Annotated in this window: 14 protein-coding genes; 8 read left to right on the forward strand and 6 right to left on the reverse strand. The window is 43.6% G+C overall.

The features are described 5' to 3' along the window. Window positions 1-12 precede the first annotated feature (12 nt). The 6 genes from MHN02_RS11995 to tmpT all read left to right on the forward strand — a co-directional run bounded on the left by MHN02_RS11995 (window position 13) and on the right by tmpT (window position 7,436). The gene (locus MHN02_RS11995; protein WP_239246310.1) at window positions 13-2,355 is read left to right on the forward strand and encodes a fatty acid cis/trans isomerase; all 2,343 of its coding nucleotides are present in this window, start codon (window positions 13-15) and stop codon (window positions 2,353-2,355) included. A gap of 90 nt (window positions 2,356-2,445) precedes the next feature. After that, window positions 2,446-3,321: an NAD(+) kinase gene (nadK, locus tag MHN02_RS12000; protein WP_014978845.1), complete on the forward strand. Its 876-nt coding sequence runs from the start codon at window positions 2,446-2,448 to the stop codon at window positions 3,319-3,321. Between the two features lie 259 nt (window positions 3,322-3,580). Further along, window positions 3,581-4,090 carry a DNA starvation/stationary phase protection protein Dps gene (gene dps / locus MHN02_RS12005; RefSeq protein WP_014976104.1) on the forward strand — a complete coding sequence of 170 codons (510 nt, stop codon included), beginning with the start codon at window positions 3,581-3,583 and terminating at the stop codon, window positions 4,088-4,090. Between the two features lie 421 nt (window positions 4,091-4,511). Beyond that, the gene (recN, locus tag MHN02_RS12010) at window positions 4,512-6,197 is read left to right on the forward strand and encodes a DNA repair protein RecN (RefSeq protein ID WP_014978844.1); all 1,686 of its coding nucleotides are present in this window, start codon (window positions 4,512-4,514) and stop codon (window positions 6,195-6,197) included. A gap of 124 nt (window positions 6,198-6,321) precedes the next feature. Beyond that, complete coding sequence (gene bamE, locus MHN02_RS12015; protein WP_012517879.1) at window positions 6,322-6,678, forward strand: outer membrane protein assembly factor BamE; 357 nt, start codon at window positions 6,322-6,324, stop codon at window positions 6,676-6,678. Window positions 6,679-6,782: 104 nt separating this feature from the next. Continuing rightward, window positions 6,783-7,436 (forward strand): thiopurine S-methyltransferase, encoded by a 654-nt coding sequence (gene tmpT / locus MHN02_RS12020; protein ID WP_014978843.1) that lies wholly within the window; start codon window positions 6,783-6,785, stop codon window positions 7,434-7,436. Between the two features lie 133 nt (window positions 7,437-7,569). On the opposite strand, the gene MHN02_RS12025 is transcribed toward tmpT, so the two are convergent. Beyond that, the gene (locus MHN02_RS12025; RefSeq protein WP_014978842.1) at window positions 7,570-8,856 is read right to left on the reverse strand and encodes a DUF445 family protein; all 1,287 of its coding nucleotides are present in this window, start codon (window positions 8,854-8,856) and stop codon (window positions 7,570-7,572) included. A gap of 12 nt (window positions 8,857-8,868) precedes the next feature. Further along, entirely contained in the window at window positions 8,869-9,363 is a 495-nt protein-coding gene (locus tag MHN02_RS12030) for an arsenate reductase family protein (RefSeq protein ID WP_239246287.1), read from the reverse strand. A gap of 590 nt (window positions 9,364-9,953) precedes the next feature. Here MHN02_RS12030 and MHN02_RS12035 point away from each other — a divergent pair. Both MHN02_RS12035 and MHN02_RS12040 read left to right on the forward strand, forming a co-directional pair. After that, a complete protein-coding gene (locus MHN02_RS12035; RefSeq protein ID WP_239246289.1) occupies window positions 9,954-10,625 on the forward strand; it encodes a hypothetical protein in 672 nt (223 codons plus the stop codon). Between the two features lie 40 nt (window positions 10,626-10,665). Beyond that, window positions 10,666-11,229 (forward strand): sugar O-acetyltransferase, encoded by a 564-nt coding sequence (locus MHN02_RS12040; protein WP_039230376.1) that lies wholly within the window; start codon window positions 10,666-10,668, stop codon window positions 11,227-11,229. Between the two features lie 223 nt (window positions 11,230-11,452). On the opposite strand, the gene dkgB is transcribed toward MHN02_RS12040, so the two are convergent. The 4 genes from dkgB to MHN02_RS12060 all read right to left on the reverse strand — a co-directional run bounded on the left by dkgB (window position 11,453) and on the right by MHN02_RS12060 (window position 14,865). Next, window positions 11,453-12,256 carry a 2,5-didehydrogluconate reductase DkgB gene (gene dkgB, locus MHN02_RS12045; RefSeq protein WP_239246291.1) on the reverse strand — a complete coding sequence of 268 codons (804 nt, stop codon included), beginning with the start codon at window positions 12,254-12,256 and terminating at the stop codon, window positions 11,453-11,455. Between the two features lie 228 nt (window positions 12,257-12,484). After that, window positions 12,485-13,381, reverse strand: coding sequence for a 23S rRNA pseudouridine(2605) synthase RluB (gene rluB / locus MHN02_RS12050; RefSeq protein WP_014948949.1), 897 nt, complete (start codon window positions 13,379-13,381; stop codon window positions 12,485-12,487). Window positions 13,382-13,421: 40 nt separating this feature from the next. Continuing rightward, a complete protein-coding gene (gene scpB, locus MHN02_RS12055) occupies window positions 13,422-14,015 on the reverse strand; it encodes an SMC-Scp complex subunit ScpB (RefSeq protein ID WP_014948948.1) in 594 nt (197 codons plus the stop codon). After that, window positions 14,002-14,865, reverse strand: coding sequence for a segregation/condensation protein A (locus MHN02_RS12060; RefSeq protein WP_168533234.1), 864 nt, complete (start codon window positions 14,863-14,865; stop codon window positions 14,002-14,004). Before MHN02_RS12060 ends, scpB begins: the two co-directional genes overlap by 14 nt. Between the last annotated feature and the right edge of the window lie 57 nt (window positions 14,866-14,922).

Raw genomic sequence — 14,922 nt, forward strand, 5'->3', positions numbered from 1 at the left:
AAGAAACTCGGTATGATTTCGTTGCTTATAGCAATTATCGCTATAGCGATATGGCAATGGCCGAAACCTGACGCTCCTTTACTTTCATCAAACAACGTCATGCCCGCCATGGAGAATTTGCCCGACAATTTCTTTGATACACAAGTAAACCCAGTACTAACGCAGCGCTGTGTTGTCTGCCACGCCTGTTACGATGCGCCATGCCAACTAAAGATGACATCTCCAGAAGGTATAGCCAGAGGTGCTAACAAAGAAAAAGTCTATGAAGGCACACGACTCACCGCTGCCCAACCCAATAGAATGTTTCTCGACGCCCACAACGTAGACGCATGGCGAGAGCGTGGCTTTTTCGACGTGCTCGAATCGAAAGAAAAACCTAACGCTTCGCCGACCCAATCTTCGGTGCTAGCGCAAATGCTTTTGCTAAAAAAACAGCACCCTTTGCCCAACACCGCTCATTTAGGTGACAATTTCGATATAAGCTTAAATCGACAAAACCAATGCCCAACAATAGATGAAATGGGCGGGTACATAGCAGGCCAGCCCCTGGGAGGCATGCCCTACGCACTGCCAGCCCTGTCGGATGCAGAGCACTCTACACTCATTCAGTGGTTAAACCATGGTGCGCCGTTACCTTTAACCAAAGCGCTCTCACAAGAACTGAATGAGAACATAACTGATTTGGAAGTATGGCTTAATGGGGATAGCAACAAGATGCAGCTTTCCGCACGCTATATTTACGAACACTTGTTTACGTCTCACCTCTATTTCGAAGATATTTCAGAAAAAGGTAAAACGCCTCAGTTTTTTAATCTAGTGCGCTCGCGTACACCACCCGGACAAGCGTTAGATATTATTGCTACTCGCAGACCCTTCGACGACCCGGAGGTCGAGCGCGTTTACTATCGTCTACAGCCAGTGCATTCAACTATTGTGAGTAAAACACATCAAGCGTACGCCATTAATAAAACACTGATGGATAAATGGCAATCGTGGTTTGTCGACGCAGAATTTTCTGTAGAAACATTGCCATCATACAACCCCCAGGTGGCAGCCAACCCATTAACGGCCTTTACCTTATTGCCAGTAGAAAGTCGTTATCGATTTATGCTTGAGCGCGCGCAAAACACCATTATGGGTTATATCAAAGGTCCCGTGTGCAGAGGACAAGTCGCGCTTAACGTCATTAACGATCGATTCTGGGTGTTCTTTGTCGACCCAGACATTGCAGCATCTGAAAAAGTAAATGCTTTTTACGCTTCTCAAAAAGAAAACCTCCACCTTCCCGCTGAAAAAGATAGCTCAGCCCTTGCGGTAAACTGGGTTAAATACGCAAAGCGCCAAGGCGAATATATGCGTGCAAGAACCACCTTTTTGAACAATGAATTCAAAAATGAAGAGCATTTGAGTGTGTCGAGTATATGGGATGGCGACGGCGGTAATACCAATGCCAGCTTAACCGTATTTCGTCATTTCGATAATGCCACAGTTGTTAAAGGGATGGTTGGCCAGCCCACTAAAACAGCATGGGTGATTGACTATGCCTTGTTAGAGCGCATTCACTATTTACTTGTGGCTGGCTTTGATGTTTACGGCAATTATGGCCATCAGTTATTGACCCGTTTGTATATGGATTTCTTGCGCATGGAAGGTGAATCGAACTTCCTTAATCTACTTCCTCCAACTACCCGCCATGACCTTCTTGACGATTGGTATCAAAACGCAAGCCCTGAACTTACCGATTATTTGGAAGGTGATATCAACAGTTTCGAACAACCTTCTGGCATAGCGTTCGAAACAGATAATCCTCAACAAGAACTTTATCAATTGTTATCGCAATACTTGGCCAAGGTTCAACCGAACGCCTCAACCTACAATAAACGTTTGCTATCAGCTGAACAGTTCGAAGCATTAGAGCGCTTAGATTCACTTCCTGCTCAACAAGCGACGTTGATGCCTGAAACTACCATGATTGTGATTCAAGACGACAAAAACCCAGACAATATTGATGTATTCACTGCCCTTAGAAATAGCGCGCATTACAATGTAAATAGCCTATTTGAAGAAGAGGAAAACCGAGAGCCTTCTAAAGATTCCATCACGCTAGTTCATGGTTTGTTGGGCAGTTACCCTGACGCATTCTGGTATATCAATGCCTCAGAGATAACGTCTTCGATTGAGAAGCTTAAATCCATTAAAAGCGAAGCCGATTACAAAGCCCTGCTCGACGATGTTGGCATGCGCCGAACCAACCCTAACTTTTGGGCGTTTAGTGATAAATTAATGCAATGGTCAAGCGAGCGCTATCCTATTGAAGGCGGTCTTCTCGACTATAATCGGTTAGAAGATCGCTAAACCTTGCGCTGTGTGCCGTTTTACGCTTTTCTTTTGCAAAAAACCTATGCTAATGTCCAACCATTGGAAATGAAAGGACATTAGCATTCCATGCCCTATCAAACCGTTGCTTTAATTGGAAAACCTCAGCACGCTGCAACCCACGACAGCCTGAACATTCTTGCCGACTATTTATTGGCAAAAGGCTGTAAATTATTGGTTGAGGAAAGTATTGCTGAAGAGCTTGAAACCGAAAACTTCAAAAGCTGTAACCTTGTCACTATTGGCAAAGAGGCTGACCTTGCCGTTGTGGTAGGCGGTGACGGCAGCATGCTTGGTGCAGCACGTGTGCTCGCTCGCTTTGACATTCACGTTGTCGGTGTAAACCGCGGAAATCTCGGCTTTTTAACTGATATCCACCCCGATGATATTGTTCAACAACTTGACCTTATTTTTAACGGTGAATGCGTAGTAGAAGAGCGCTTCTTACTTGAAGTAGAAGTTTATCGACACGAAAAGCTTAAAAGTAACAACTCTGCTGTAAACGAAGTGGTACTTCACCACGGAAAAGTTGCCCATATGATGGAATTTGAAATTTACATCGATGAGCAATTTGTATTCAGTCAGCGCAGCGACGGATTAATAGTAGCCACACCCACAGGTTCAACGGCTTACTCTTTATCAGCGGGCGGCCCTATTATAATGCCTAAGCTAGATGCGCTAACTTTAGTCCCCATGTTTCCTCACACACTTAGCAGCCGTCCAATCGTTGTTGATGCTGACAGTCAGGTATCGATGAAAGTATCAAAGGTTAATAGTGACTCGCTACAAGTAAGTTGCGATAGCCATATTGTTCTGCCGGTGCTACCTGGCGATGAAATTCGAATAAACAAAAGCGTAGACAAACTCCATCTTGTTCACCCTAAGGGCTACAGCTACTTCAATGTACTTCGTAAAAAGTTAGGTTGGGGTAGTAAGCTTTATTAACCTCCCTGCTCCATTTAGTTGATTCCGTGTGCATTTATTACATAAGCCTGTAGCATTTTCTTGATTGCTACAGGCTTGAAAAATAAAGATTTTTTAATCTTCTCTAATTTCCTTAACGAAAACCAAGACTTATAGAAATATAAGTTTTCGGCATACCTGTTGCACCTATTACAACAAGTCGTCAGCACACGGTCTTTGTTATTTGGCCTAAATGATGTTTCGCATCCCGCTGACTTATTTGCATTCAATAGGAGATATCATGAGTAACACCAATATCAAATTTACAGCCCCTGGAATGGATAACGATGCAGCTGCCAAAACAATCAAGGTATTGGATCAGCGATTGGTTGCACTATTAGATTTACAGTTAACGTTGAAGCACATTCATTGGAATGTAGTAGGACCAAATTTTATCGGTGTGCATGAAATGTTGGACCCGCAGGTAGATGCGGTACGCGAAATGACCGACACAATTGCAGAGCGAATTGCTACATTAGGTGGCGTACCGAAAGGTACACCAAAAGCCATTGTTGAAGGTCGCAGCTGGAACGATTATGAGTTGGGTAAAGGTTTAGTACTTGACCACCTTAAGGCGCTGGATGCCGTATATGACGGTGTAAATGGTGACCATAGAAAAGCGTTAGAGCTTTTAGGTGAAATTGACCCAGTATCGGAAGATATGATTACCGGCCAACTTGCGGATTTAGAACAGTTTCAGTGGTTTGTGCGCGCACACATTGAGTCTGGCAGCGGTGAGTTACAGCAATAGAATACGTTCGCTGTGTTTGCAGATTGTAATCCGAACTATCTGCAATAGATTAAAGTTGTAATATTAAGGAGAGCTTCGGCTCTCCTTTTTACTGTTTGTCTTAATAAAACCAAAGGTAGTCAGAACGGCAAACTACTCTGCATGTATTCAAGAAATCGGTTTACTTCATAGGAGCACTTCACTACTGTTCTTTCAACCTACACAGCCTCTTTCAATTCCCCCTCCACGGCGAGTTCAAATATAGGTTACTCATAACCCCCCTTCACAATAAACAATCTATATATCTGATTTTATGAAACTTATCATCCACATCGGTTATTTTTAAATAAATTTTTTACGACTTAACTTTACACAACACAAATACTGTATATATTATCAGTTACTGTATATATCATCATGTTCAACTTTTTCGAGTGTGGTTATGTTAGCGCATCTTTCTATTTCAAATTTTGCTGTTGTAAAACAATTATCGGTTCAACTGGAAAACGGGTTGACTGCTATAACCGGCGAAACCGGTGCAGGTAAATCCATCGCCATTGATGCTTTAAGTTTGTGCTTAGGCGAGCGCGCTGATGCCAATGCGGTGCGAAAAGGCAGCGCAAAAGCGGAGATCATTGCTCACTTTTCTTTAAACGGCAATGTATTAGCTAAAGCCTTCCTCGATGAACATGAGCTCACCTCAGATGAAGATGAGAATAGCTGCTTTATTCGCAGAGTTATTTCAAAGGAAGGCCGTTCAAAAGCTTTTATCAACGGTATTCCCGCCTCACTTCAGCAGTTAAAAGGCTTAGGCCAGTTTTTGTTAGCCATTCACGGTCAAAATACTCACCTACAGTTGCTGAAAGAAGACCATCAAAGGGAATTAGTCGATGGTTACGCTAAGCACAACGACATATTAGTGCAAGTTAGAGAAACCTACTCTCTTTGGCGTGATAAGCAGCGCACGTTAAAGGCGCTTCAAGAACAAGCCCAGCAGCGCGAAGACAGAATTCAGCTGTTAACTTATCAGGTTCAAGAACTTGATGAATTCGCCATTGAAGAGGGTGAATTTGAAGAGTTAGAAATAGAGCACAAACGCCTGAGTAACGGGCAAAGCCTTTTAGAGCAAGCACAGACCAGCGTATACAATTTATATGAAAGCGATGAAGGCAACGCTCTGTCAGTTATACAAGGCAGTATTGAACGTTTAGGCGAATTAGAGACGCACGACGCTAGTTTAACGCCAATCATTGCAATGCTTAATGATGCAGCAATTCAAGTAGAAGAAGCGGCAGGAGAGCTACGTAGCTACTGCGATCACTTAGAGATCGATCCACTTCGCTTACAGCAAGTTGAGGCGCGCTATGCGAAGGCGATGGAACTTGCCCGTAAACATACTGTGATGCCAGAAGGACTTTATCAGCATCATCAAGAGCTAGCCGCAGAATTCAATGCTTTATCGGAACAGGAAACACTGTTAGGTACGCTTGAAAGCGAAGTAGAAGAAGCACGAGCAACGTATTTAACCGCGACCAAAGCGCTTTCTGAGAGCAGGCAACGTGCTGCTGGTAAGCTAAGCGAAGATATTGAAGTGCAAATTCGCCAAATGAATATGCCCCACGCAAAAGTGGATATTCAGATTCAATACGACGAACTTAAGAAGCCTGTGAGCACAGGTCTAGATACCGTAGAATTTAAAGTGTCTACCAACCCTGGTCAAGATGCAGACAAATTAGAAAAAGTCGTATCAGGTGGTGAACTTTCTCGTATAGGACTGGCTATTCAGGTTATCGCGAGCGGCCATCACGCTACCCCTACTATGATTTTCGATGAAGTCGATACGGGCATTAGCGGCCCAACAGCATCAATCGTTGGCGGGCTTTTACGTAAATTAGGTAAACAATCGCAAGTAATGTGTGTTACCCATCTACCTCAAGTAGCGGCACAGGCACATAATCAATTGTTTGTTACCAAGCTTACCGACGGGGAAAGTACTGAAACCCAGATGTTGGCGCTGACTAAGCAAGACAGGATCGATGAGCTTGCAAGACTATTAGCCGGTGATAAAGTAACCAAATCGGCGCTAGCGAATGCAAAAGAACTGCTTAAAAGCGCAGCATCGAACTAAAATGCAGTTGATTGGTCATAGTTGTCAATGTAGCATGCCTTCGCGCTTGCAATAAAACAGTCTCGAAATTCGCTTTAGCGAAGTTCATTGACACTAACAAAGGCAATACTGGACAAATTAACGCATGAAGTTGCAACACCTATTAGTAATTCTTGGTATCACACTAACATCAACCGCTTGTTCGAACTGGATTTATCGAATCGACGTTCCTCAAGGAAACTTCCTTGATCAAAGAGATGTGGAAAAGCTGCGCGTTGGAATGACAAAAGAACAAGTTATTTATGTACTAGGTAACCCTGTTGTTCAAGACTCATTCGACGATGACACTTGGTACTACGTTTACGATATGAAGCGCGGTATGAAAAAGCGTGGTGAAGATTTTCAAAAGCAAATGGTGATTAACTTTGTAGACAACAAAGTGACAACGGTTGAAGGTGACTTCGAGTTATCTGAAGACTTCAATACACCGCTTGATAACTAATTTTGCTTAAAAGGTAGCGTTTCTCGCTACCTTTTTGTTTCTAATACCCTTCATAAAAACGTCTGTTTTTTTAGAGATATATCGCTTACCTACTTGAGGTTTATATGGAACATAGTTTTTGGCACAGTAAATGGCAAAAGAACGAGATTGGATTTCACGAACCTGAAGGGAATGCACTTTTAGTAAAGTATGCGTCTTTTCTGTTTGGCGACGATAGTCCTAGCACATCTTTAAAGCGCATTTTTGTACCACTATGTGGAAAGACCCGTGATATTGGTTGGTTACTCTCCAAGGGTTGTGAAGTGGTTGGTGCTGAGCTAAGCGAAGTGGCTATTATACAGCTGTTTGAAGAGCTAGGTGAAGAGCCTACCGTTACCACTACTTCCAACGGTAAAATTTACGCTAAAGACGGTTTAACCATTTACGTGGGTGATATCTTTAAACTTACATCAAGCGACTTAGGTGACGTTACGGGCATTTACGATAGAGCCGCTTTAGTCGCGCTGCCTAGCCCGCTTCGCGAGCAATATGCTGCGCATTTAATGGCCATTACTCAATGCGCCCCCCAGCTAATCATTTCTTTCGAGTATGACCAGAATGAAATGGCCGGCCCTCCATTTAGCGTGAACGAAAAAACCATTGACGCTCTTTATTCAGTGGACTACAACATTCAAAGGTTAGAGCGCTCGGTGCTTGAAGGCGGTTTGAAAGGCAAAGTAGACGCTGATAATTTGGTATTTGCACTAACGGCGAAGTAGACTTTTTTAAAGTTTGTTGCCTATACAAAGCGTTGAAATGGTTGCTTTATAGTTTGCGTTTTAGCGCTGATTAACAGCGACACTTAAGCTGTTCATACCCACACCAGCTAATGCGACTTGCTTAAATAAATGACTAGAGGCCAAGTAGGGCCTCTATGCTAAACAATATTGCACCTATCAACCCGCCTACGATCGTGCCGTTTATGCGAACTTTTTGAAGATCGCGGCCAATATTCAACTCTACCTGTTCAGCCATTTCACGTTCATCCCAACTATTTATGGTGTCGCGAATGTGACGGGTTAGAAATTCAGCCAACTCAGGCGCCATATATTTAGCCGCTTCTCCAATGTGCTTATTGAACGCTTTTGCTAGCTCACTGTCTTGCGTTAACGTGGTACCCAAATCGTTTAAAAGGCTCGACACCTTTGTTTCTGCTTTACCATTTTGCTGTTCAAGAGACGTTAAAAGCCATTGATGAAACTTGGCCCATGATTGCTGAACATACGCGTTTAACGCTGGGTCACTAATAATTTTTTCCCGATAGCTGTTTACCTTTTTCTCCATTAACGGGCTGTGCTGTAGTTCGTAGAGGAATTCGTGTACTTGCTCATCAAATGCATGGCGAATGGGGTGATGCTCATCTTCGTATACATCTTCCAAAATACTTGAAACCGCTTTAACAGCTATGAGTGCCCCCTGCTCGCTTAGCCAACTAGACGGCAATAGCTTTTCAATACGACTGTATTCAGTTTTTAGCCAGACTACTAACGTATCTGCTATGTAGATTTGGGTTTCTGGCTCTGCAAGCAGTGAGGCCAATTTCCCTAACACCTTATCAAGCACTACCTGATGCTGGCGCTCTTTCGTAACGGCGCTTAACGAGGTTGCCATCAATTGCCTAAGATCAAGTTGGTTAATGCCCCTCTGTGCGGTTTTAGCGATAAACGCTTTCACAGGTTTGTCATCGAGCACGCGAAGAACGCCTGCAAAAGCATCGCATAGAAAGCGACTTAAACGGGTAGCGTTTCTATCTTGTGACAACCACCTTCCCGCGCCCTTTGCAGGGTCGCTGTCCCGAATTAGCTTCTCTATTGCTTCAGGATGAAAGAACTTTTCCTTAACGAACAATGATAGATTATTAGCAATAACAGACTTGTTACTAGCCACGATATTGGTGTGCGGAATGGGGTACTTCGCTGGAATTGGCTTAAATAATGCCGTCACTGCAAACCAGTCAGCTAGACCACCGATGAGCGCCGCCTCACTAGCCATCTTAATAAGCCCCAACCACCATGCTCCTTGCAAGTTTGGATAAAACTTGGGAAGTAAAACCGTTAAAACAAATACACTTGCGGCAAAAATCAAACAGGCCAATGCAAGCCTTTTAGCCTTATTCAATTGCGTGTACTTGTCCTGCATAAACTACTCCGTTTAAATTACTCGATTACCATCTTGGTCTATAAGTGGTGTGCCGTCTTCTTTAGCAAAAGGGCCTTGTGGCCATACAGGCAAAATATTCAGTACAGCTTCACTTGGCCGGCATAATTTCACTGTTTCTTTCGCGTTATTCGAATAAGAATTACCTTCAACTCTCCCAAGAGGTAAAGAAACTGCTTTTTCGTGTTCACCTTCGGGAATGCAAACAATAGGCCTATTCACTAAAACGGGATGTTCCAGCATCAATTCAAAGATGATTTCGTTACTCACTGTTTCATCAAGTAACCCTAATTCAGCAGCAGGCGACTTTGTTGTGCGAAGCGCTTGTCGAGGGTTAAGGTTAGCTGCATTCAATAAATAAGTTAGTTGTTCACGTTCCCACCCAACACGTAAATACTCAATAACCTGCACCTCATACCCAGCGGCCTTGATCACCGCCAGTACATTCCTAGACGTGCCGCACTCTGGGTTGTGATAAATCTTTATCATCGCCACCTAACCTCACTAAAAAATAAAAACCACATGTACCAACATACTATTAAAATTCGAGGACAGACACTCGCATAGGCTAACACCTTGCCTGTACTCGTTGGACACACACTCAAATAGCTACCTGTACTTCTTGGACACACACTCAAAAAAGCAGCTTGTAACCAAATACAATTCGAGGACGGACACTCACATAGGCTAAAACCTTGCCCGTACTCTTTGGACACACACTCAAATAGCTACCTGTACTTCTTGGACACACACTCAAAAAAGTAGCTTGTAACCAAAAAGATGTATTCACATTGAGTGTCTGTCCCCTTCTGAAATCCCTTCTGAGCCTAGAGCCATGTGGTACAAAATGGTCAAATTCGCCATCCGATGGCAGATGAAACTATAAAATTAGTCATTACACTATTAAGGCAGTCTCCCCCCTTTGGCATATTAAACTAACCTTTTGATTTAAAATACTTTTTAAGAGTGGCATGATACGTGAAATGTATTTTATAAATACACAATAAAATTTGTGTTTGATATTAATACCGTTAAAGCGTGTTATTAAGTATTTATAAAATAATCAAGGATATAAGAATATGAAAAAGTCTATTATTGCCAGTGCAGCTATGCTGCTATCAGCTTCATTACTTACGGGCTGCGTTATCCATGTTGGCGACGCTAGTGCATTAGAAGGCAGCGATTTCAGTTCTATTCTAGGCAATATTGACATCGCTGAAGGGAAGCACGCTGGCGATATTTCTTCTGTTAATGGCAATGTGGAAATTAGCGATCATGGTGGCGCGGATGAAGTCAGTATCGTTAACGGCAATCTTGAAATGGGTAGCCATGTGTCTGTCCGAAATATCGACATTGTAAATGGCGATGTAAATGCAGCTTCACACCTCAATGTGCTTAAGGGTGTAGAGACCGTGAATGGAAATGTTACGCTTCCTACGCAAAGTGCAATTGGCGGTAGCGTTGAAACAGTGAATGGAGACATAACAGCCGTCGATACAACCATTGAAAAACACATCAAAACACTCAACGGCGATATTACTTTGTCTGGCTCTTCTCACGTTTTAGGCGATATCGTATATAAGGAAAGTGAAAGCGCTTGGGGCAAGAAATCAGACAACAAACCTACCCTATCGATTAGTGCATCGGTTACTGTAGACGGCAACATTGTTTTGCACCGCCCTGTTACCTTAGACATTGAAAGCGACGAACTTAAGCAAAAAGTCATTGTAAGCTACGGCAGTGCACAGTAACGTATTGGCTTAATCATTTAAGCTTACCTACTGGAAATGCATGACTGAACAAGAAAAGATGCTTGCTGGCGATTTATACTTTCCGTCAGACAAAACATTATCGGCATTGCGCAAGCAATGCCGTATGCAATTAGACGAGCTCAACACAACTTGTCAAAGTGACCACAAAAAGCGTACAAGACTACTAAAAGAGCTGTTTGGTAGTACTGGAAAAAGACTTTACATCGAGTCTTCATTCAAATGTGATTACGGCGAAAATATTCACGTAGGCGAAAATTTTTTCGCTAACTTCAATTGTGTGATTTTAGATGCAGCGAAGGTCACGATAGGTGATAACTGCATGATTGCGCCTCAAGTCGGCTTGTACACCGCTACGCACCCATTAGATCCTGTACAAAGGGCAACCGGCATCGAGTTCGCCAAGCCCATTACTATTGGCGATAATTGCTGGATTGGTGGTATGGCGGTCATAAACCCTGGCGTAACGTTAGGAGACAATGTGGTTGTGGCCTCTGGCGCGGTGGTAACTAAGTCTTTTGGCGACAATGTGGTCATAGGTGGTAACCCTGCCAAAGTCATCAAAGAAATAGAGCAAGCCGAATAGAGCATGTGATGTTTTCGGTATCACATGCCTTAAAAAACACCTTTACACGAGTCCATACCAAGTCACATCTATCGATTTAATCTGAACCGGTAATTCAAAGACTCTTCAGGGGCCGCCATTAATACCTCAAAGGCGGCCCCTGATTTTAGCCCAGTACACAGAGCTAGGTAAAATTAAACGCTATCCCGTTCGTAGTCTAAAGACAAACGCTCTCTATAAATCGTTAATCCCAGTCTGGAGCAAAATCTGGGTTTACAATTCGGTCGCCGTTATCAAGATCATCAATAAGCGCGAGCTCTGAATCAGTTAAATGTACACCACCGTAAGCTAAATTCTCCGCCAAGTGTACTTTACTGGTTGATGAAGGGATTGCGTAAATGTGACGTTTCTCCATCCACGCCAGAACAACTTGCGCTGGCGTCGCATCGTGGTTTTGCGCTATTCGCAATAAAGTTTCGTCCTTCATTACTTTTCCTACCGCAAATGGCATATATGCAGTCGCTTTTATGCCTTTTTCCTTACACGCTTCAACAACTTTCTTATTTTGCATGAAAGGATGGATTTCAATTTGGTTGGTGTAAATCTCGCCTTTACCAATAACCTTTTCGGCCTTATCTAACAAATCAATAGTGAAATTAGACACCCCAATATGACGAGTAAGCCCTTGCTCTTTCGCCTTTGCAAGATTGCCTAAGTAACTTTCGAGTGAAATATCATTGCCAGGATATGGCCAATGGATAAGAAGCAAATCAACATATTCTAGCTTCAGCTTTTCTAAGCTTTCGTGAACATTTGGAATAAAATGGGTATCGCCCAATGACTCGTGCCACACCTTGGTGGTGACAAACAGTTCGCTTCTATCAAGGCCGCTGGTTTTTATGGCATCGCCTACTTGTGCTTCGTTGTCATAAAATTGTGCGGTATCAATGTGTCTGAAACCAACCTCTAGCGCTTTACTGACTGACTCACGGGCCTCGTCACCTTTCAACCGAAACGTTCCCATTCCTAACTGAGGCATATCTTTCATTACTATCTCCTTTTCCGTTTTGGTCTTACCCTACTTGACGTAGCAGCTTCACACTTTGCTACGCCATCGCTTAGAAAGAAGATCGTAATCATCGTGACTGAAATCAGAATTAAATGGGGGACAAACCTAGTGATTAAGTTGAAGAATGCACGTCACTGAAATAAAAAAGCCGCTAGCGAACGCTTGCGGCTTTGAGTAATCACTTACACGTCAAGAATAAATTAACTATTACTTACGTTTGGCGGGACGCCCAGCTCGTTTATTTAAGCCTTGTTGCTTACGCACTTTATGCTTTTTAACCGAGCGACGCATGCGACTTAAACGCGCGTGGTCAAGTTTGCCCTGGCGCACATTAACCATAGTTTGCGTTTCATCCGGCAGTTGAACATGGCTACGAAGCGCGTTCACGTCTTCTAATCCTAGTTCTACCCACGCACCTTGGGGTAGACGCTTTTGCAATTCAATTGGGCCATACTTAACACGGATCAAACGGCTTACCTGCACGCCTTGCGACTCCCAAAGACGACGCACTTCGCGGTTACGCCCTTCTTTCAACGTTACGTTGTACCAACGGTTCATGCTTTCATCTTCAGCATGCTGCGGCGTAGGCGCACCTGAAATTGTCAGGAACTTTGCTTCGCCGTCTTCCAGCTCTACACCTTTTTGAAGGGTATGTAGTGTTTTGCCTGTTACCTCACCGAATACACGTACTGCGTATTCGCGTTCTACTTCGCACTTAGGGTGCATTAGGCGGTTGGCTAATTCACCATCGTTAGTGAATAACAGCAGGCCACTGGTGTTCATGTCTAGACGACCAACGGTGATCCAGCGCCCTAATCGAATGGCGGGAAGGCGGTCAAATACCGTATCGCGACCTTCAGGGTCGTGACGGCTACACAATTCACCTTCGGGTTTGTTGTACATCAACACACGGCAAATTGGCTGTTCTGTTTGACGAGATAGCAAATGACCATCAACACGAATTTGTGCGGTGTGATCGACTCTATCTCCTAATGTTGCTTTGGTGCCATCGACCGATACTCGGCCTTCTTCAATCCAACGTTCCATTTCTCGTCGCGAGCCTAGCCCTTGGTTAGCCAGTACTTTTTGCAACTTTTCAGTCATGGGTTTTCACTCTTTAATTGCTTGTTTACGGTCGCACGGTCTATTCGGACGGTGCCTCATTTAACACCTTAAGCGGCGAGTCTGACGCAACGCTTTCAGCCATGTTTTCGAAAGCATCAGCATTGGGCAAATCGCTCAACGACGTCATCGAAAAATAGTCTAAGAAGCCTTTGGTAGTTGCATAAAGCGCTGGTCGCCCAGGCACTTCTTTGTGACCTACTACCTTTACCCAGTCTCGTTCTGTGAGTGTCTTTATAATATTACTGCTTACCGCCACGCCCCTGACCTGCTCTATTTCTCCGCGGGTTATAGGTTGACGATAGGCAATGAGTGCCAAGGTTTCGAGCATTGCTCTAGAATACTTTGGCGCATTTTCCTGCCACAATTTGCTTAACCACGGGCTTAACGCATCTAACGACTGAAAGCGATAGCCACTTGCTACTTCCACCAATTGAATGCCTCTTGGCTGATAGTCTAACTTTAGTTCGTTAATCACCTTACTCAAGGTTCTATCAGCGACGGTAAATTCATTGAGTACCGTTTCTTTTAAATGCTGCTTTGAAATAGGCTTATCAGCAACAAATATTGCTGCCTCTACCAATTGTTTAAGCTGCGCCGTGTTAATTTTCTTCATGGGCACCTAATTTTACATGAATTTTTGCATAAGGACCTGCCTGAATGCATAAAATTAGCTGTTCTTTTACTAATTCTAAAATTGCTAAGAAGCAAACCACTACCCCAGCTTTACCTTCTTCAACCGTAAATAGGCGTTCAAGTGGCGTATATTCTGTTGTTGTGAGTAACGACAAGATGAGCGACATGCGCTCTCGCGTGCTCAGTGCTTCCCGTGCAATGGTATGGTGTTCAAACGCTTCAGCGCGCTTCATGGCCGCACTGAACGCCAATACAATTTCAGCTAAAGACACATCGGGCTCAATGCGAATTGGCGCCACATTCTCACTTAGTTCAACGTGAGTGGTGAAAATATCCCGTTCAAGTCTAGGCTGAATATCTAAATCTTCTGCCGCTTGCTTTACTAGCTCGTATTCTTTTAATCGGCGAATAAGCTCTGCGCGAGGGTCTTCTTCTTCGTCGGAATCGTCACTGCGTTTAGGCAATAGAAGCCTGGACTTAATTTCTGCCAATATGGCTGCCATCAGCAAGTACTCTGCCGCCAGCTCTAATTTTAGCGACATCATGGCATCCACATACTCCATATACTGTTTGGTAACATCAGCGATGGGCAGTGTGGTGATATCAAACTTTTGTTTTCTAATCAGATAAAGTAGTAAGTCGAGCGGCCCTTCGAAGGTTTCTAATATGACCTCTAGGGCATCGGGGGGAATGAAGAGATCTTCAGGCTTTTCAATTAGCGCTTCGCCATTAATAAACGCAAGTGGCAACGGCTGCTGAACAGGTGTCGAAAGCCCCTTCTCAACAGAGGCCTCATTATCGTTATTATTGTCTTCAACAAGCTCTGACACAGTTCCACAACCGTTTTTACGCGCTAACAAAGCGGCGATTATTGATATTATTATTTA

It is taken from the genome of Alteromonas sp. CNT1-28, assembly GCF_022348345.1.
Lineage (GTDB): Bacteria > Pseudomonadota > Gammaproteobacteria > Enterobacterales > Alteromonadaceae > Alteromonas > Alteromonas macleodii.